General features: G+C 31.9%; 18 protein-coding genes and 1 pseudogene. 6 read left to right on the top strand and 13 right to left on the bottom strand.

Going from position 1 to position 19,475, the window contains the following annotated elements:
- Positions 1-106: 106 nt before the first annotated feature.
- The 6 genes and pseudogenes from BM024_RS11855 to BM024_RS11835 form a co-directional block, all read right to left on the bottom strand.
- Positions 107-703 (bottom strand): hypothetical protein, encoded by a 597-nt coding sequence (locus BM024_RS11855; RefSeq protein ID WP_090680644.1) that lies wholly within the window; start codon positions 701-703, stop codon positions 107-109.
- A gap of 192 nt (positions 704-895) precedes the next feature.
- The gene (locus BM024_RS11850; protein WP_090680641.1) at positions 896-2,005 is read right to left on the bottom strand and encodes a DUF6794 domain-containing protein; all 1,110 of its coding nucleotides are present in this window, start codon (positions 2,003-2,005) and stop codon (positions 896-898) included.
- A gap of 148 nt (positions 2,006-2,153) precedes the next feature.
- Entirely contained in the window at positions 2,154-2,771 is a 618-nt protein-coding gene (locus tag BM024_RS11845) for a hypothetical protein (RefSeq protein WP_143077770.1), read from the bottom strand.
- 433 nt (positions 2,772-3,204) lie between these two features.
- A complete protein-coding gene (locus BM024_RS11840) occupies positions 3,205-3,834 on the bottom strand; it encodes a hypothetical protein (protein ID WP_090680634.1) in 630 nt (209 codons plus the stop codon).
- 376 nt (positions 3,835-4,210) lie between these two features.
- The gene (locus tag BM024_RS13760; protein WP_177190209.1) at positions 4,211-4,348 is read right to left on the bottom strand and encodes a hypothetical protein; all 138 of its coding nucleotides are present in this window, start codon (positions 4,346-4,348) and stop codon (positions 4,211-4,213) included.
- Positions 4,323-4,917: pseudogene (locus BM024_RS11835) on the bottom strand (zeta toxin family protein). The gene BM024_RS13760 and the pseudogene BM024_RS11835 overlap by 26 nt, the downstream one beginning before the upstream one ends.
- Positions 4,918-4,972: 55 nt before the next feature.
- Here BM024_RS11835 and BM024_RS11830 point away from each other — a divergent pair.
- Both BM024_RS11830 and BM024_RS11825 read left to right on the top strand, forming a co-directional pair.
- Positions 4,973-5,212: a DUF1016 N-terminal domain-containing protein gene (locus BM024_RS11830; RefSeq protein ID WP_090680630.1), complete on the top strand. Its 240-nt coding sequence runs from the start codon at positions 4,973-4,975 to the stop codon at positions 5,210-5,212.
- Positions 5,213-5,652: 440 nt separating this feature from the next.
- Positions 5,653-6,162, top strand: coding sequence for a hypothetical protein (locus BM024_RS11825; protein WP_218148710.1), 510 nt, complete (start codon positions 5,653-5,655; stop codon positions 6,160-6,162).
- A 611-nt stretch (positions 6,163-6,773) separates the two neighbouring features.
- On the opposite strand, the gene BM024_RS11820 is transcribed toward BM024_RS11825, so the two are convergent.
- Positions 6,774-7,109, bottom strand: coding sequence for a hypothetical protein (locus BM024_RS11820; RefSeq protein WP_090680625.1), 336 nt, complete (start codon positions 7,107-7,109; stop codon positions 6,774-6,776).
- A gap of 772 nt (positions 7,110-7,881) precedes the next feature.
- Positions 7,882-8,898 (bottom strand): PDDEXK nuclease domain-containing protein, encoded by a 1,017-nt coding sequence (locus BM024_RS11810; RefSeq protein ID WP_090680619.1) that lies wholly within the window; start codon positions 8,896-8,898, stop codon positions 7,882-7,884.
- Positions 8,899-9,731: 833 nt separating this feature from the next.
- Between BM024_RS11810 and BM024_RS11805 the strand changes: the two genes are divergently transcribed.
- Entirely contained in the window at positions 9,732-10,265 is a 534-nt protein-coding gene (locus BM024_RS11805) for a dihydrofolate reductase family protein (RefSeq protein ID WP_090680616.1), read from the top strand.
- A gap of 372 nt (positions 10,266-10,637) precedes the next feature.
- On the opposite strand, the gene BM024_RS11800 is transcribed toward BM024_RS11805, so the two are convergent.
- A complete protein-coding gene (locus BM024_RS11800; RefSeq protein ID WP_245753887.1) occupies positions 10,638-11,561 on the bottom strand; it encodes a hypothetical protein in 924 nt (307 codons plus the stop codon).
- 1,311 nt (positions 11,562-12,872) lie between these two features.
- Between BM024_RS11800 and BM024_RS11795 the strand changes: the two genes are divergently transcribed.
- The 3 genes from BM024_RS11795 (at position 12,873) to BM024_RS11785 (ending at position 14,216) form a co-directional block, all read left to right on the top strand.
- On the top strand, positions 12,873-13,364 hold the full coding sequence (locus BM024_RS11795; RefSeq protein ID WP_245753886.1) for a DUF6265 family protein: 492 nt from the start codon (positions 12,873-12,875) through the stop codon (positions 13,362-13,364).
- A 103-nt stretch (positions 13,365-13,467) separates the two neighbouring features.
- Positions 13,468-13,773, top strand: coding sequence for a thioredoxin (trxA, locus tag BM024_RS11790; RefSeq protein ID WP_262493032.1), 306 nt, complete (start codon positions 13,468-13,470; stop codon positions 13,771-13,773).
- 2 nt (positions 13,774-13,775) lie between these two features.
- Entirely contained in the window at positions 13,776-14,216 is a 441-nt protein-coding gene (locus BM024_RS11785) for a DsrE family protein (RefSeq protein WP_090680606.1), read from the top strand.
- A 75-nt stretch (positions 14,217-14,291) separates the two neighbouring features.
- Here the strand turns inward: BM024_RS11785 and BM024_RS11780 are convergent, their stop codons facing one another.
- From BM024_RS11780 to folP, 4 genes are all read right to left on the bottom strand, one after another.
- Entirely contained in the window at positions 14,292-16,085 is a 1,794-nt protein-coding gene (locus BM024_RS11780) for a cytochrome-c peroxidase (protein ID WP_090680603.1), read from the bottom strand.
- Between the two features lie 66 nt (positions 16,086-16,151).
- Positions 16,152-17,669, bottom strand: a complete 1,518-nt coding sequence (locus BM024_RS11775; RefSeq protein ID WP_090680599.1) for a hypothetical protein — start codon at positions 17,667-17,669, stop codon at positions 16,152-16,154.
- Positions 17,670-17,984: 315 nt separating this feature from the next.
- On the bottom strand, positions 17,985-18,593 hold the full coding sequence (locus tag BM024_RS11770; protein WP_090680596.1) for a hypothetical protein: 609 nt from the start codon (positions 18,591-18,593) through the stop codon (positions 17,985-17,987).
- On the bottom strand, positions 18,590-19,420 hold the full coding sequence (folP, locus tag BM024_RS11765; protein WP_090680594.1) for a dihydropteroate synthase: 831 nt from the start codon (positions 19,418-19,420) through the stop codon (positions 18,590-18,592). Before folP ends, BM024_RS11770 begins: the two co-directional genes overlap by 4 nt.
- Positions 19,421-19,475: the final 55 nt, after the last annotated feature.

Below are 19,475 nucleotides of genomic sequence, written 5' to 3'. Positions count from 1 at the left end.
TCTTAAAAGATAAATGAAAATACCTTTAAGACATTGTTATTTATCGAAACCAAGATATAGCAGATATTTAATTGCAGTAGATGGGACACTGTCAAAGAAAGGTTAACTATTCTGGCGGTGAAAGTCTGCTATTACTACTATTCAATAAGTTTCGACTTTCTAAATCTCTACGTTCATTATCCCAAATTTTAAATCTAGCCTCTGAACACTCTAAACTCTTTAATTCATTATTTCTATACTTTGCATAAAACAATACTCTTAAAGAATCTATATATTCATTTAAATCTTTACTATTATAAAAATCAAAAGCTCTTCTAAATGTCATTGTTGTTTTAATATTTGGATTATCCATTGAAATATATGGAGGATATTCTTTTTGCAACCACTTATGAATCAATTTATCATACTTTATATTTTCATACGTTGGATGGTCTTTTGAATAAAAGTCTACTATCAAACAGAATTCTTGATATAACTCCATTGACGTTATATCAAACAGAGAATCTCCATTTTGGATTTTAAATTTCTTTTCTTCTTGAACAATAGACTTTTCATATAAATCAATAAACGCATATTCTTTATGTATTGACAACAGTTTTTCTATTTTATTTTTAGCATCGTTATCTAAAACGTATTTAGATGTACTCAAACACCCAAAAAACAACAATGCTATTAAACAATAAATTACAACTTTATATTTCATCTTTAATAATATTTATTATAGTATCCTCCATAAAGTGTATTTCCGAATACTCCCTTACCATTTTTAAGAAAAATAACATCAACATGATATACTTTTCCTTCATACTTTTCCTTCATACTTTGAACTCACATATTGAGCAGCAATACCATACTGAGACATATTCAACCCTTTTGAAAAAGAAAGAAACCTAGACTATAAATCATCTTCTATTGTTTCCCAATCGTCATATTTAAACCATTGTTCTTGATTAACTTTCATTTTTTTAATAATTCTTTTTTTAGGATTATTCCATTTCTTAGTTTTAGGGTCATATATCATCTCCCCCTCATTGTCATAATAAATTATTCCTTTTTTATCACATGCTTCAATAACCTTAATCTTTAGTAGAAAATCAATATCATTACGTTCAATAATAATTCCCTTTGCAATACACCTACCATCATCGTAATTACGTTCTTGTTCCTCACTTACATAACCATAGTTAAAATAATATTCTACCACATCACCAATTTTGTATTTTACAAACTCTTCTCGTATTCTATTTAATTCTTGTTCTTCTGCATTTGTCCAAAAATCACGAACATCTTTTATTTGTTCTTGTAATTCAATTTCTTTTTTACTCAAAAATCTGTAATAACTCACTAATATAATTCCCGTCATATCATCTGGATGGGTAATTTTAAAATCTTTAAAATACCTAGAAAGCCTTGAACCTTTCCAAAGCTGCCAATTATTCCTCATCCACATACCAAAACCAAAATGTGCTTTACCTGCAAATTCGTTTTCATCCCATTTTAGAATTTGATTTCTTTCATTCTCATCCCAAATTATGTTTATCTGTTTAAAACAGTCTTCCAAATCTTTCGGAATATACACACCTCTTAATGTATCGGTACTAAATCTATTATTATCTTCAACTCTCCATTTAGCCTCAATTTTTAAATATGGTTTTAATAGAGAATCTTCACTAACAACAGTATTGTTTAAGTGTCTTTTATAGTTACTTAAAATTACTTCTTCTTTAAAATTATCAATTCCTTTCTTTGTCAAATATTTATAAATTCCTGATTTATCATTATTTGACCAATAATAAATAGTTTTATACTGACTATTCCCAAAAGGATAAATCAGCTTTTTAAGCTCTTTATCATCAGTGCTTTTTATAATTAGCTTCAAACTGTCTGAACAATCTTTATCTAAATAAGAAACTGTTTGTTTCAAGTTCTTAGGCATATCGCTTTGTCCAAATGAGTTGACCAAAGTCAAATAAAAAATAGAAACTATTAGTAAGATTGTTCTCATAGCAGTGTGTTTTTTTGCAAATATTCAATAAATTATTTTGTAAATAAGTTACTTAAACCCGATGGTTCGAATTTAACTTCGTTCTGTTCGGCTAAAGCTTAGAGTGCAATCCTTCAGCTTCCAAGACCAACTAAGTTTAAAAGTCACCTTATAGGCAATGTTTTTTAAATTTAATAGTCTTCATTGCGTTAGTAAAATCACTTTCAATATTTGGAGATAAGTGAGTTCCATATAAAGCCATTTTAGACTTCGTATATAGCTTTTTACTTCCCTTTAAACTATCGATGTATATTCCTGTTATTCCAAAACCTTTATTGATTGGGGTAACTATTTTTGCATCGTAACAATCAATTCGATAGTGTTCCGTTTTCTGTTTTGGATAATTCTTAAAGTCGATATTACTACTTAGCGAATCGACCAGTAAATGCTTTGTGCTTTTTAGAAGATTTTTCTCTTTCTCTGTCAATGCCTCATAAGACTCTTTATCAAACACTAGCGGAAAATCATCATTGGTTATATTATAAGAATACCAGCCTATGTCAAATACTAAAGTGTCGTTTTCATTAGTTACAATTCCTCCTACATAGCTGTCAATTCCACGTATTTCTATCGCTCTCCAGGTATTGGGAACTGTTATCTCAAAAGTTTTAAAATCAATCGTTTGTAAATCTGATGTCGATATGGATTTACACGATGTCGCTAAAACGAAGCAACCTATTAAAACAAATCTTTTTAAACGGAATATACTAATCAGCTGTAACATCATAAGTGTGTTTTTAAAGAAGTTGTAAATTAAGTTTTTTTGCTTAAAGTTTCGAGTAAATTCTTTGTTACAATATTGATATTATCTGCCCTCACCAACTTACAATCTCTGTTAGCTTATTGTTTGAATTGTGATTTATATTAGGAGGGCGAAGCGTTAAGAAAATGTCTAGAAGACATTTTTAGTGAAGAGGCCAGATGGCGAGGTGGCTGATAGAGTGAACGAGACTGGCGACGTGATTGCCGTAAAAGAGACAGGAGTCTGAACAAAACCCACTCTCACGGATTTACTACGGTTATAAAGAACACTTCATTGTGGAACACGAATATCGAGCCTCGAACGAGGTTTCTAGAAAAAATAAACCCGATAATTATAATATCGGGTTTAATACTTCTATTTATTGTAGATTGATAACTACAATACTTACAGAAAAGTTCTAATCAATAACTAATGGAACCCTATTTGATTCTATTTTGCCAAAATAAGGCTCATATCCTTTTGCCTTTAATTCATCCAATATCTCTTTACTCAAATATTTCTCAATGCTCTCAGGATTCATTTGATAACTTAAATAAAAGTCATACTGACCATTTTCGAAATTCTCATAATCTATAAAACAAAAATAGTCCAAACTATTTAAGCGATGATAAAAATAAAAATACACGCTTAATATTTTTGATTGCCCTTTGGGTATCAATACAATATCGTTAATAGTTTTGTTTTTCATTCGATCAGCCCATGCCATATATCCAAAATCGGATAAATAGTCAGTACCTTCTTCTCCTCTAATACCAACAACTTGATTCTCTTTTTTATCAAAGATATTCTGTCTAATTGTAAAAAAGCTTCTTGTAGCTATACTAGGCATTGTTTGATCATAGGCTAATGTAAAAGTATCTATAGGAAGCCAAATATCCTTGTCGGTATTATTTGTTATTTTCACATCCACCATCAAACTGTCTTGTACAAATGAATTCTGTATTTCAAATACAACTTCTTTATTTTGAGCGAATGCTAGATTACTTAGCATCACAAAAACTAAATAAGCATGACTTCTGCCCTCCATATTAATTACTAAGACAATAATACGTAAAAATAGTGATTGTCATATTTTTTTGGTTACTATAGCCACCTTCTCTACTAGTTAATAGGCAAGATCTATTCTCAGCATACCTCTGCCCGATCGCTCTGATCTACTTCGGCCATCGCACCTACTGGCACCTTACTATTTTCAGTCCACAGGACTAATAATGGTCGTGCGGTCCTGTCTGGACTGTGATTTTTGTGATTTAAGGATTTGCTTGATTTATATTGGGAGACTGAAAGTAGTGAACAGTTATTCTTGTGATTACGTTGATAAAAAAAGGGTTAAATTCTTAAATTAGAATTTAACCCTAGTTTATTTTGGAACTACAAAATTTGAGATATATCATAAAGTATTTTTATGGCTTAATCTTAACAATCTTACCTTCTTTTACAATAACAATCTCACTGTTATTTTTTCTTTTCAACTCTATCATTTTCTGATAAGCAACTTCAAGTCCTTTTAAAATCTTATTTCGTCTCTCTTCTTTTGTCATAATGCTCTTTCAAATTATTAAATTTCTTAAAATCTAAAATGTTTATTATTTCTTCCTTATTTTTCTCAGCGATTAACTCATGTACACCTTGAGAGTTATCAAAAATTAAAGCCTGATCTACTATTGGTAAATATATCAAATAAATTAACTATACCACTAATATACCTTCTCTCAATTACCTCTTCTGAAATATTATGGCCTCCTTCTTTTACACGCATTTTAACGCGCTCTTTTGCTAAATCAATACTACTTAACCAGAAAAACAACAAAGTTACGTTATAACCATCTTTTTGGGCTTTTAAAACCTTTTGTTTATAGATTTTAGTTGCTAAAGTAGTTTCAAATGCAAAATTTTCTTTTCCATCAAAAAGCTCTTCTATTCTATTAAGCATAATTCTTCCCGATTCAAATGAAACCTTTTCCGGTTGAAAAGGAGACAAACCTTTAGCTATCTCATCAGCATTTACAAACTCTTTACATTCTAAAATTTCCGGTAATATAGAAAATGAAGCAGTTGTCTTTCCAGCTCCGTTGCATCCAGCAATTATGTAAAGATTTCTTTCTCCCATAGTATCAAATATACAAATATTTCAGTTTATATACTACTATAAATATGTTAGCTAATTGATAGTTTCTCATAAGAACAATCCAGAATTGAAAGGTTTCAATAAAAGAGGATTGTACAGAATGATACAGTTTTATGAAACGTACGCTTCTGTTGAATTTGTGTCCCCAGTGGTGACACAATTTGAATTTCAACCTCAAGATATTAGAAAAACCATTTTAGCTCAATTAAGTTGGACAAATAATCTAATTATTTTTTCTCGTTGTAAAACCGAAGAAGACCCGATGGCACAGATTTAACTTCGTTCCGTTCGGCTAAAGCCTCGAGTGTAATCCGTACCTATAAATTCAACCTACTACCTTGGATTTACTTCGTCTGTGTCTGAACTGTGATTTATATTAGGGGACGAAGCGTTAAGAAAATGTCTAGTAGACATTTTTAGTGAACGAGCCAGGCGACGTGATGGCTTTAAAGGAGACAGGAGACTGAAATTAGGAGACAGACACTTGGAGACAGGAGACAGAAACGTGATGATTTAGAAGTATTTACGGTTTTTGAGAGATGAAAATTCGATAATTTTAATCAAAATGCCTTCAATACAATGTACCCTGTGGATTTAGTTAGCGGTTACACTCTAAAACAAATACAAACGGTATTAAATGGTTCCCATACCGTTGATGTATTTTATGATAAATTGTTTAACTTGTACAGTAATTCTACAAAAAATCATTTAAATCTCATGCAAACACAGTTGTTAACAATCTTTAGGATCATAGTAATATTTTTATTTTGTACAATAGCTTCTGCTTGTGACCCTGATGATAGGATGAATGCGAAACAATATGATTATAAAGTTGCCTTAGAAAACAAATCCATATCTGCGATTACTATCGATGGATATAGAACACTCGGTCAATTTGGAGATAAGTTAGAAACTTCAGTACTAGTATCCACATTATCCGTTTCACCTAAATCTATAAGTGACATTGAGTCTATTACAATTCCTAAGCCGTTAGGAAACCCTGCATTTGGATTTATTTATCCTGGGATGCAAAATAATGTAGACTCAATTGTTTTGAAATTTTCAAACAATAAAGGTTATTATACTAGCTCTAAAAACAAAGAGTTTTGGTTGAAGAACAAATCTTCATTACTAAGTATTTCAGAAAATGAAATTATTCAGAAAAATGAAGTATTAATCTATGAGATTTCTCAGGAAGATCTTATTATGGCATATGATTTACCATAATGACTAGTCCTAAAATATCTATACAATCTGAATAGATTAGAATTAGAAGGTAGTGCGTTATTGACTGACTAACTCCTCCGCTAGAGCAAGCGTCACGCTTGTTCCTTAGCACCACTCTCTCTGATTCATTTCATCTCTTCTCTGGACTGTGATTTAAGGATTTGTTATAGGAGACGGAAACTTGGAGACAGGAGACTGAAACTTACTATTATGAGTTAAAAAGTAAACTTAGAATTGAGGTTTTTTCAGGTTACTCTGATAATAGTATTCAACAAGATTTTAATTCAACCATTTTGTCAGTAATATACAAAGTATTATTATTCAACAAATTAATGATGAGCTACCTCAAGATAGAGAGTTATGAGGACAAAGTCATTAGTCTTTTATTCTCTGTGCAAAGTATGAAAAGAACCAAAAAGAATTAAGAATACTCTTTATAGATCATCTCATCCCAATAATACCAGGTTGGTAATTCCCTCGAAATTTGAAAAAAAACAGATTAAAAAGACATATTAAACACCCTGAAAATCATAAAATTAACATCTAAAAACAGCTTAACTTAATGACATAGCTAGGCTTAGTTATTAGGTGCAGGTGTGTTTATGTTTTGTTTATTTTTTGGATTGGAGGTAATTGTCAATTACCTTGTTGTAGCAAGCAAATTCTGGATACATAGCACAGTTTTTAGAGATTACCTGTACATTCATTGTAGCATATTTTTCCACAATAGAATCAGTTACCGTAATCATTCCAAAAACATAATATTTCATAGTGTTATTTCCAATATCTTTCTGAGCAAGTTCTTGATAAGACAAACACATAGAATCCGCAGCATTAATAGTATTATTAGTAGCACTGTTAGTACTTGCATTTTTTTTACAAGAAAAACAGCTCATTAGTATAGCACTACTCAAAATAAATGTTGAAAAGATATTAGTTTTATTCATAACCAATTATATTTATATCTAAATTCAAAAGAAAAGTTCAGTTCATGAATCAATACACTTCTTAAGTTTTAAGCCAAATTTACACAAAGAAACTATGTTAAACCAATCAAAACGAGATAAAAAAATATGTCCCGATAGAGGTTGTGAACTAGAAACTTGCAAGCCTTGATAAATTATGGAATTGAGAGGACTCAAGGGAGATTATGTCACTTTTCAATAGGGGGCGGAGCGTTAAGAAAATGTCTAGTAGACATTTTTAGTGAACGAGCCAGGCGGCGTGTTGGCCATAAAGGAGACTGAAATTAAAAAAGAAAGGTAAAGAGAATTATAAACCTTAGAAGTAATTCGAAAAACGATTAGTATGAAAAATTTAAACATTATTAAAGAAATATTCAACCTTACTATAAATATAGCTATTGCTTATACTTTTATAATAATTACAGATAAATTTATAGATGTAAATTCTATATATAATTTAGTAATTAAAACATTAGTAGTTCTTTTGCTTGTCGCATTCTATATTTATAATTTTTACAAAATAGTAAAAAAAAGAAAATCAGTAAGTGGATCTGATTGAAAACATGAACGCTCCCTTGAAAGGAAGGTATTAAAAAAAACGCTCTCGCGGATTTACTTTGTCTGTGTCTGAACTGTGATTTGTATTAGCAGACTTTTTATTGGTGACAGAGATTAGGAGACAGGGGACTGAAGATGAACTGTGATTTATATGATTAGAGGATTTAAATTATGTGAAACGTAAAAAGTGATTGAACTACTCGTCATATTTATCTTTACCCACAAAATTCATCAATTCCTTATTAAGTTCTTCTAATAACTGTTTCTCTGACGGTAGATAGAGTTTATATTGACTTGCAATAATTTGTTTTTGTTTTTCTGGAAGTGTGTATTTTACAACTGTATCATTTTTATTAGCACAAAGCAAAATCCCAATAGTTCGATTTTCATGTGGTAAACGCTCGGTTCTGTCGTAATAGTTTACATACATTTGCAACTGACCAATATCTTGATGTGTTAGCTTATGCGTTTTAATTTCGATAATTACGAAACACTGTAAAATTCGATTATAAAACACTAAATCTACAAAGAACTCATCTCCTTCAATATGAATTCTCTTTTGTCTAGCCACAAATGAAAAACCATTTCCTAACTCTAGTAAAAATTCTTGCAAATGGGTAATTATAGCGTTTTCGAAATCCTTTTCGTAATAAGAGGATTCTCTTTGTAATCCCAGAAATTCTAAAATCATCGGATCCTTAATAATTTCCTTGGGGTCGGAAGGTAACTTTTCATTCTTAGCAACTGCCAATACACTTTCTTTGTCATTGCTCAATAACAATCGTTCATACAGGCTACTGTAAATCTGTCTCTCTAATTGTCTTACTGTCCAATTATTTTTAATAGTTTCTGCAATATAAAAAGCCCTCTTATCCTCTGTATCAACACTTAAAAGCAACTTGTATTGTGTCCAACTCAATTGTGCATGCAGTGCGTGCACATTTTCAAAAGTGCGATAAAATTGTCTATATAAATTGATTTGTCGAATCGAAAAACCACTTCCAAATTCTGGCTGGAGTTGTTCTGAAAGATATTTAATTAGAAAAGTTCCATAATCTGCACGCTCCTTCCCATCTTGTTCCTCTTCAAAAATACGTTTACCTATGTGCCAATACATAAGAGTTCGCTGATGATCAATAGCACGTATGGCATATTCCCTTGATTGGGAAATAATGGATTTAATATCCGCAATAATGGACTGGTTAATAAGCATTCTATATATAATTGGATTGTAGTCACATAGAGTTAAATATACGATATTTCCTGTTTGAATTAATAAACAATTCGAAACCCACTCTCGCGAATTTACTTTACCTGTTCTTTCTATCGCAAAACTAGAGGGAAATACAAAACTCGTTTTGTATTGTGATTATTTTGATATCATTTGATATATAATGATTCGAAATATTTTATAACTAACTATATATCAATACCTAATAATTTTTAAAAAGTACTTTGTTCGGGGACTCTTCGGGGATTTCCAGTGTTTACTTGGGTTAAAGGCTCATTTACCGAACAAGACCCGAAGGAGACTCGAACAAAACTCGAAGGATTTGACTTTGAGGAGACTGGAGACTGGAGCGCGGAGCGTTAAGAAAATGCCTAATAGACATTTTTAGTTAACGAGCCAGAAGGCGTGATGGCCATAAAGGGGACTGAAATTGTCTGAACTGTGATTTTTATGATTTAAGGATTTCTTTGATTTATATTAGGGGCGAAGCGTTAAGAAAATGTCTAGTAGACATTTTTAGTGAACGAGCCAGGCGGCGTGATGGCTATAAAGGTGACTGGAGACTGAAAGTAGTGAATAGTAATCAGTGAGCAGATGAAATAAATAAGCGCATAGGCCTTTATGAAGGCTGTGTTTTTGTTTCGTTGAAAGAATAATATTGGTTGTAATTGTTTTGCAGAAAATCAAATATTAAATAAATTTAAATCACTAATATGTAAATATTTAAAGGTTACTTAATAACAATAATTGTTATTCTATTTATCTTTATCATTGTCCAAAGCTAACTTTGCAGAAACATTGAAAATCAAAATCAGATGCGAAAAATATCACTTTTCATTGCAATGAGTTTAGACGGGTATATTGCAAAACCAAATGATGACCTAAGTTTCTTGAAACTTGTAGAAAAAGTAGGAGAAGATTACGGCTATGCGGAATTTACGTCCAAAATTGACACCATAATTATTGGTAGAAAAACATATGACTATGTATTAAAAAATGTTGGTCTGTCTCATTATGACAACGGACAACGAGATGTTTATGTTATTACAAGAACGGAAAGACCGAAAGTAGGTAGAACTACTTTCTATACAGGGAGTTTGACTAAATTAATCAATCGACTGAAATTAGAAAAAGGAGAAAATATTTATTGTGACGGTGGAGCGGAAGTAATAAATGAACTACTGAGGTACGATTTAATAGATGAGTTTACCATTTCAATAGTCCCCGTATTATTAGGAAATGGAATAAGACTTTTTAAAGACAACAGACCAGAGCAAACGCTTGAACTTCTCAATGTCAAAACGTTTGAAACAGGATTGACACAACTGCATTATAAACGAAAGAAATAAATCTTCATCTGAATTGAATGGCTTCTTTTAAGGATTAAACCGCTCTCGCAGATTTACTTTGTCTCTTGTATGAATTGTGATTTAAATTAGGGGGCGAAGCGTTAAGAAAATGTCTAGTAGACATTTTTAGTGAACGAGCCAGGCGGCGTGTTGGCAATAAAGGAGACAGGAGACTAAATATGGGGACAGGAACGATGGGACCGGAGACTGGAGGGCGCAGCGGTAAGAAAATGTCTAGTATACATTTTTAGTGTACGATCCAGGAGGCGGATTGGCCATAAAGGAGTCTGAAAGGTGAACCGTGATTTAAAGACTCCCTTAATTTTAGCATTAAAAACATCATCTTGTCAAACTGTTGATAGCTGTAGTGTTCTATTTCAGTTTTGTTAATGCTTTGGAATTTCTCAATAGAAAAATATACTGAAAATAATCTGTTGTAAAAGTACCTTTTTGAGGAACAACATTTTCTCCAAAAACTCTCGATTTCACACTAATTAGGTGCTGAGATTTTAGAAAAGGGGTGTTCTCTGAATTTAACCTAAAAAGGGTAATTGAATTGGGTTTACTTAATTCCTTTAAATCATTGATTCCCTTAACAAGTTGCAATGGACCATCTGCATTAATCCAATCCACTTTTTCATTCTCCGGTGTAGGTAATTGGGGGGTTTTAGGAAGGTACATTTCGCTGTCTATAGTATAACTAACAAAACTTGTGGTTTTTATACCAGATTTTTTTAGTTCAGAAGCAAATGTTTCTTTTCCATTTTCAGTTATATTTTGCAAGACATGGAAATAACCAAAAAGACCGTAGAATTTTTCATTTTCAAGATTCAATTGTTTAATTGAATTCTTAAAATTAATTACCATTGCCAAATCTCTTGTTATTTTTGAATCATCATCGAAATTTTTGTCTATCCCAATTACTGTGATTTTTAATGAATCTGTTAGTTTTTGATTATAATCATAAATGTAATTCCATTTGTCAAATAGTTCTTGACTTGATTGTTGAGGAATTCTTTTTTTAATTGCCAAAACTACCTCTTTCAATGTTTCTTGATTTTTCAAGCCATCTGTCAAGAAGTGATTAAGTTTTTTAGCTGTTATGCTATCCATTTCTGCAATGTAATATTTAACACCTAACTTTTTATTCAGAAAAAAAAGCAACTCCTTATCTAATTTTTGATTGTCAGCATAACCGTGAATTTCTCCCAAAAGGAAAACCTTTGATTTATAAAAATCATCATCAAATAATTTGTCATTAATTGAATTTGTAGTTTCAGTACTATTTTTTTTCAAATAGGTTATGTTACTTTCATTTTTAGATTCTAAAAATAATTTATTGCTGATAAAAAAATATAAGATAAATAGTAAGCAAATACTTGAAATGGTTATAAATGTGAACTTAATGATTTTTAAAAATTTCTTCATTGTATATTTCCTTAATTATTTTGGTTCAAAAATAGTATCAATGGAACGAATCCGAAAAAATTAATTACCGAATTGCTGTTGTTTTATCATGAACCATCTTAAAATTGTAATGCTGGCTAAAACCACAGGTGACATTGTTTTTTTCTTTACGCAACACAGTAGATTGAAGTTTTGTAAAACAACACCTATATCCGCATTTCGTTAAATTGCCTGCTAATATAATTAAATATTTAAAATTATGTTTTAAATAAATATAACTACATGAATAGCGAAATGATTTACTCTAAAAGAACACTATGTAAATATGTATAACGCAATGATTTCAAAAACTTTACATACTTACAAACTACACAACAGTATGCAAATAATATCATAAAGCGTATCGTTCTTATGCCTATTTTTTTCTAGATCATATTAGCAAATGCCCTTCACTTAATGAAATCTTAATTTCCGAAATTGAAACTATTATCAATGCAAAAGTATTTCCAGACTAAAATTTAACAATCAGCCCTGCCTCTATGCTCCTTTGCCTCTATGCTCCTTTGCCTCTATACTCCTCACTCCAGCACGCCTGCTGGCTCCGGCGCTATTTTAGTCTACTAGACTAAAACTTTACGCTCGACCCTACTCCTTTGCCTCTATACTCCTCACTCCAGCACGCCTGCTGGCTCCGTCGCTATTTTAGTCTACTAGACTAAAACTTTACGCTCGACCCTACTCCTTTGCCTCTTTGCTCCTTTGCCTCTTTGCTCCTTTGCCTCTTTGCTCCTTTGCCTCTATGCTTCTTACTCCAGCACGCCTACTGGCTCCGGCGCTATTTTAGTCTACTAGACTAAAACTTTACGCTCGACCCTACTCCTTAGCCTCTATGATCCTTACTCCAGCACGCTTGCTGGCTCCGGCGCTATTTTAGTCTACTAGACTAAAACTTTACGCTCGACCCTACTCCTTTGCTTCTATGATCCTTACTCCAGCACGCCTGCTGGCTCCGTCGCTATTTTAGTCTACTAGACTAAAACTTTACGCTCGACCCTACTCCTTTACTCCTTTACTCCTTTGCTTCTTTGCTCCTTTGCTCCTTTGCAAATTATCAGATATCAATAAAAACGATTCACCTAAATTATTTGTCTAACTTTATCTAGTAAATAAATTCACTAACTATTATAAAAACAAAATAATATGAAAATAATATACATTTTATTAGTCTCAACCTTAGCTATATCTTGTAAACAGGATACGAAAAACAATCAGAGTGAAAATTCAGCTATTGAAACAAAAACAGAAATAGTAGACAACTTTGATTGGTTGAATGGAGATTGGAAACGTTTAAATGATAAAGACGGAAAAGAAACTTTTGAAAGTTGGACTAAAATAAGTCCGACCGAATTTTCAGGAATTGGATTTACAATTCAAAAAGGTGACACTATAAGTCTTGAGAAAATGCAATTAAGAAAGGCAAATGATAAATGGAGTTTTTTTGTTCAAACTCATGAGGAAAGAACCCCTATAGAATTCAAAATAACAGAAATACGAAATAACGAATTTATTTGTATTAACGACTCATTAGATTTTCCTAATCAGATTAAATATTGGTTTGAAGACGAAAAGCTAAAAGCAAACGTTTCTAACGAAGAAATGGATATTTATTTTGAGTTTAAAAAAATCAAATAACATATATACATCTTTAAAAAAAGCAAATTATTAGAGTTTTTATTAAAGAAAGCTATTAATATCTTTTTGATTTATTATCTTACTCTAATCTTCTAAGTTTAAAATAACAACTACTATGACATTTCAAGAAATCATAAATCAAGACAAGCCTATTCTCGTAGATTTTTTTGCTACTTGGTGTGGTCCATGTAAAACACAAGCTCCTATATTAGATGAATTAAAACAAAAAATAGGAGATCAAGCCTCTATTATAAAAATAGATGTGGACAAAAACCCAGCTGTTGCTGCTGCTTATAATATCCGCAGTGTACCAACACTTATGCTTTTTAAAAATGGAGAGCAGAAATGGAAACAATCTGGCGTATTTCCTTCCAATGAACTAGAACAAATTATTAAACAACATTTATAATCATGATTAAAATTAAACATATTGCTTTTTTACTCACTTTAAATCTCCTTCCAATTACTTCTATGAATGCTCAATCCATCGAGGAAAGAACATTGGAATATCCTATTCAAAAAGAAGGTAAATATGCTCTCTTAGTTGATAAAGCCAGCTATCTTATGGGAGCAATTAATAGTGGCATTAGTTTTAAAGAACAAAGTAGTCAAATTAAATATGAGATTGTTTTAATTGGACCAGTGGTTAAAGAACTACTTACAAACCAAGAACTTATACCTTTGATTGAAAAAGCGACTTCCTATGACATTAAAATAGTAGTTTGTGAATCAGCAATGAAAAAACACAACTTACATCACCAAGATTTTCACCCAAGTATTTATTTTACTCCTAATGGATTTCAATATTTATGGGGCTTACAAGATGATGGTTTCAAAACCATTGAACTTTAATAAGATTTCATCCCAATTAAAAAAGCCTTGTATATCTCTACACAAGGCTTTTTAATTAACTATTTATTATTTTCTCTATGAATCACTCAACGCTTTCATAAAAGCGATAATCGCATTCATTTCTTCATCAGTCAAATCCAATGGTGCATCAGGTAGTGTTTGATTCTCTACTTCCAATCCTAAACCAATACCCCCACCTTTATTATAGAAATCCATAACTTCCTCTAAAGTATTGTAAACACCATTGTGCATATATGGACCACTTTCATTTATATTTCTTAAAGTAGGTGTTTTGAAAGAATGTTTTAGTTGTTCGAGATCTGTATTAAACACATAACGACCTAAATCTGAATCTAATTCCGTTCCTGCTATATCTTTTGGCACACCCAATATCTCTTGCTCAGAACTCCTAAAATAAGGGGAAACTGTACCATTAAATACAGGTATGAAATGACAAGTTGCACATTGCCCTTTTCCTACAAACAAATTAAACCCACGCTTTTCTTGATCTGATAATTGAGTATAATCACCTCTCATATACAAGTCGAAACGAGATTTGAAAACTGCCAATGAACGAACATAAGAAGCAAGCGCATTCTCTAATTGTTTTACCTCGATAGGTTTAGTAGTATTAAAAACTTTTTTAAAACTAGCACTATAAACCTCATCTTTATTCAAATGTTCAACTATATCCTCCATATTTCCATGCATTTCATCAACGTTAGTGATAACATCCGATGATTGACTTTCTAAAGTCACACTTCGCATATCCCAAAACTGTCCGTGATAATATGCAGCATAGTTTAGAGAAAGAGCATTTCTTTGAAGAGGCTTACCAGCTAAGTCTAAAGATGTTTTTAATCCATCTGTAAAAGCTTTTTCTGGATGATGACAAGAAGCGCAATTGCGGTCTCCATTTTTAGAGAGTTTCTTATCAAAAAACAATTCCTTCCCCAATGCTATTTTTGCAGGTGTTGCATAATAACTACTGTCCGGTAAAAAAGAATTGATATTAATGGCATTCTCTTCAAACAAAGAACCTATCTCTCCTTTGATTGCTTGATTATATTCTAGAAATGGGATTTTTAGTTCTTTTTGCAATGCTACAACTTGTCGGCTTAAAGGAACTAAATTCTCTATTATAAATCCTAAATAATTAAAATCATTCTTTGATGGACTCGATTGCAAAATGTGAATTGACTTTTCAAGTAACGTATTGATAGCAACAAATGCTTTGGTGGATTTCCATTCTTCTTTAGTATTTATAAAATCTTTAATCCCTTGTAAACTAGCTGTTGCTTCCACAAACTGAAGTCTACTTGCCGGTGTATCAAAGCCAGTTATTCCCAAGGTCGTTATCTGAAAAACCTCCAATTTTAATGCTTCTAAAGCCATTGCATCTGAAATAGTTATTACTTCAAAATTCTTTCTAATTCCATTGACTGCATTTTTCAATTTGCGAGCATGAATCAGTAATTCTGAGAACCCTTCTTTATCAATTTCTGGAAAAAGTAACTCCTCTACTTTTTGAAAACCTTCTGCTGGAATGAATTTATTTTCGTCTAAATCTAGTTTATCCAGAGCTGGGCCATTTATAGCACTAGCCGTATGGGGTAGAAAATAAGAAACAGCCCATTCTATTTTTTTATAAGCTTCTCTACTTTCAATAAAATAGTTTCTAATGGAAGTGCTATCAGATTTTTGCTCAATTGCAATGATTAGTTCGTCTATTGGTTTGCTTAAAGAATCTACTTGTACTATTAGATAGTTCGAATTAGAAATGTCTTTATAATCACTTGTTGTCTTATTACACCCTATTATAAAAGAGGTTAAAACTATTAAAAGCGAAAAATTCTTGATGTTTAGCATAGGTATAAAAAAACCTCAAAAACTGGTTTCTACTATCAGTTTTTGAGGTTATTAAAAATTAGTATATTATTTCTCTACATTTCGAATGATGACAACCTGCCCTCCTTCTTTATTCGTATTCACACCTGCTTTATCAGCATCTTTGAATGCATCACTTTGCCAAGTGTGAGAGTGAATATTAACAGAGAATGTATTCGGAATTCCTACCAAATCAGAGATATCCTCCATAGCACCAAATTCCCATGAACCAAATTTCTGTAAATTACCAGATTGATTGTAATTTGCTTGCCATTGACTATCTTCTCTGTTGTGTTTCATATTCAACCATGGTTTATAACTACCGTCAGCCATTTTGTATTGCCAGATATACGAATCGTGTTTCGCATCAGCATAGTAAGAATCTCCATCTTCTTGAATATAAACGTAGTTCTCTGTAACGCAAAGATTATCTGGGTTAATTAAATTGTGTCCAGGATTACTATCCCCTTCAGCGGCAACAGACAATTTACCAGTTAACATTCCATTCTTATCAAGCACTAACTTATACACGCGTCCCCACATAGTGTAACCTGCAACAGGATTTCCACCACTTGCCTGACCTGTAGCTGTAAAATAAATTTCGTTTCCTTTAGCAGCTCCTTTGCGGTAATCAACATCTTCAACACGTGAAAATCGAATTACCCCTAAATCCATATTCTTTTGATTGATTTGAGCACCTGTTAAGTTCTTCGCATCTGGAATCTCAACAAATTCAACATCATATTCATTTCCTTTGGTCATATCCATTTCCGTATAACCTCCAGATTTTCTCTTTAAAGCATATAACTTTCCGTTTTGTAAATCTCCTCTTTCTCCAACATACATCAACAACTGTCCTGCACTTTGATGTCCTGAACCATAACCTTGGTCCTCTCCTATTAAAACTAATGTTTTACCGTTTGAAACGTCCATTGGTAAAGGCACTGCATTCTCCATACTTGCTTTTCCAAGTGCTGGTAGTACTCTGTCAGTAGATGACTTTAAATCTGTAGAACCCAATGGATCTATAGCATGAACCATACTCTCTTCCCCAGATTCACCTGCTGTTAAAAATACAGGTCCGAAACCGTGAATTTGAGGTTGTGCTAGAGTAGCTGAACAAAGTCTCGTAATTCCACCAATACCATCAACAATATAATCTCCTTTTACCGGTTTGAATGTTTTGTCTAAATAGACTCTTGATACCGATTGCATGATTTCGTGATTTGTAATCATTAGGTATCCTTCTCCGTTTGGATTTTTCATAAATCCTGCACCATCAGGCTGTCCTCCAAAAACGAATTCTGGTGAATCTTTTAACTTATCTTCACTTGAAATCAATGAAAATATCTCCAATTTATCAAACCCAGGCATCGCAAAGACAAAGGCTGGTGTTTTTGAGTGATTTGCTAAAGTCACTGGATTATTTTGAACTGGAGGTGTTGTAGGATCTTCTTTTGTCGGATCATCTTTAGAAGTTGACGGATCATCGTTATTACAGCTAACGCTCATTCCCGCAAGGACAACACTCATTGCCCAAATTGATAAAGTCTTGTTGATTTTCATTTTTAATATTTTGTTTAGTTTTTACATGGCAAACATATCGGTATTAAAAAACCTGACCGTTAAACCTGCTTTACGAAATCTTTATCATAAAAACCTAATATTAATAAATCAACAAGAAGTCAATTACAATGAAGAAAACATCGAATTGTTTTTCTAAAATCCCTATTATATAAAAACGATAAAAAACTACTGTATTGATTACAAACGAAGTAAACACAAGAAATTGAGAAGGATGAGCGCTACAACATTTCACATAACACCATAAAAAAAGCCCAAGCTAATTAGCTTGGGCTTTTAATAAAATTTAAATTTCATTTAATAAACCATATCAACAGCTTCAAATTTACCATCTAAATCATTCTCTTCTAGAAAAACTCTCAATTGAAGATAACTTTCGAAGTTTAATGATTTACTAAACCCTAATTGTACATCTGCTCTCTGCTTTAACAACTCTTTCAATCCTTCTCTTTCAACAGGTTTGGTTTCAAAGAACAAATCTTTAGAAGCATTCATATACAATAGATTATCAATATTCTGTGGTCTTAAAAAGGCAAACTCAATATTTTTGATCGGAAAAAACGCTAAGTTTTTATGTAAGGTATCTGCATAACTAAAAAAGATTCCTTTAGAATCGGGATGCACTTTATCTTTGTATTTATCTTCTTTAATTTTTTGACTTTCTTTTAATACTGTCTCTAGATTTAGATCTCTTGAAACCGAAAGTATAAAGTTAGTTCCAGAAACCACATTATTCTTATTCACAATTAAAGAGTCTGAATGTTCTTTATTTACCTCAAAATAGATAGGAGAATGATCTTCTATATTATCTATTACTGTATAAGAGGCTCTTGAAAGTTCCATAGAGTTCTTATTGCAAGATGATAATAACACCAAACTACCTACTAGCAATGCTAATTTTTTCATAGTATTTTATTTAAAATTTGTAAGGTTTCAACGGCTTCTTTTACATCGTGTACTCGAAGTATTTTAGCTCCTTTCTGTAAAGAAATAGTATTTAAGACAGTTGTACCATTTAAAGCTTCTTTAGGAGTCGTTCCTAGTAATTTATATATCATTGATTTTCTCGAAATACCCACTAATAAAGGCAATTCTAAAATTGAGAACAATTCCATCTTTTGCATCAACTCATAATTTTGGTCTAAGGTTTTAGAAAAACCAAAACCTGGGTCAATGATAATATCTTTAATATTGTAACTTCTAGCAGAAGAAATACGTTCAGAGAAATAATATAAGATATCGTTGATCAGATTTGTGTATTGAGTGAACTGTTGCATGGTATTAGGTGTCCCTCTCATATGCATCATAATATAAGGTACTCCCAATTCCCCTACGGTTTGCAACATATTAGAATCTAACATTCCCCCTGATATATCATTTATTATTGCAGCTCCACTGTTGATTGCTTTTTTAGCAACATCTGCTCTAAATGTATCTATAGAAATAAGTGCATCAGGAAATTCTTTTAACAACAATTCTAAAACAGGTAACAAGCGTTGTGCTTCTTCTTCAACAGATACAAATTCAGCATTGGGTTTCGAGGAATAAGCGCCTAAATCTAAGAAAGTCGCGCCATCTACAAACATGGTTTCGGCTTGCTTAAGAAAGTCTGAATCGCTCTTATAACGACCTCCATCATAGAAAGAATTAGGTGTTATATTTAGGATTCCCATAACTTTAGGAGTATCTAACTCAACTAATTTTCCTTTGCAATTGATTGTAAACTCACTCATATTATTTTATTTAACCTATATTTCCATATTATTAATGGCTATAGTTTTAATAATT

Source organism: Myroides guanonis (genome assembly GCF_900114085.1).
Classification (GTDB): domain Bacteria; phylum Bacteroidota; class Bacteroidia; order Flavobacteriales; family Flavobacteriaceae; genus Flavobacterium; species Flavobacterium guanonis.
Note: the sequence above shows the minus strand (reverse complement) of the source record. Positions and strands in the feature narration are given on the sequence as shown.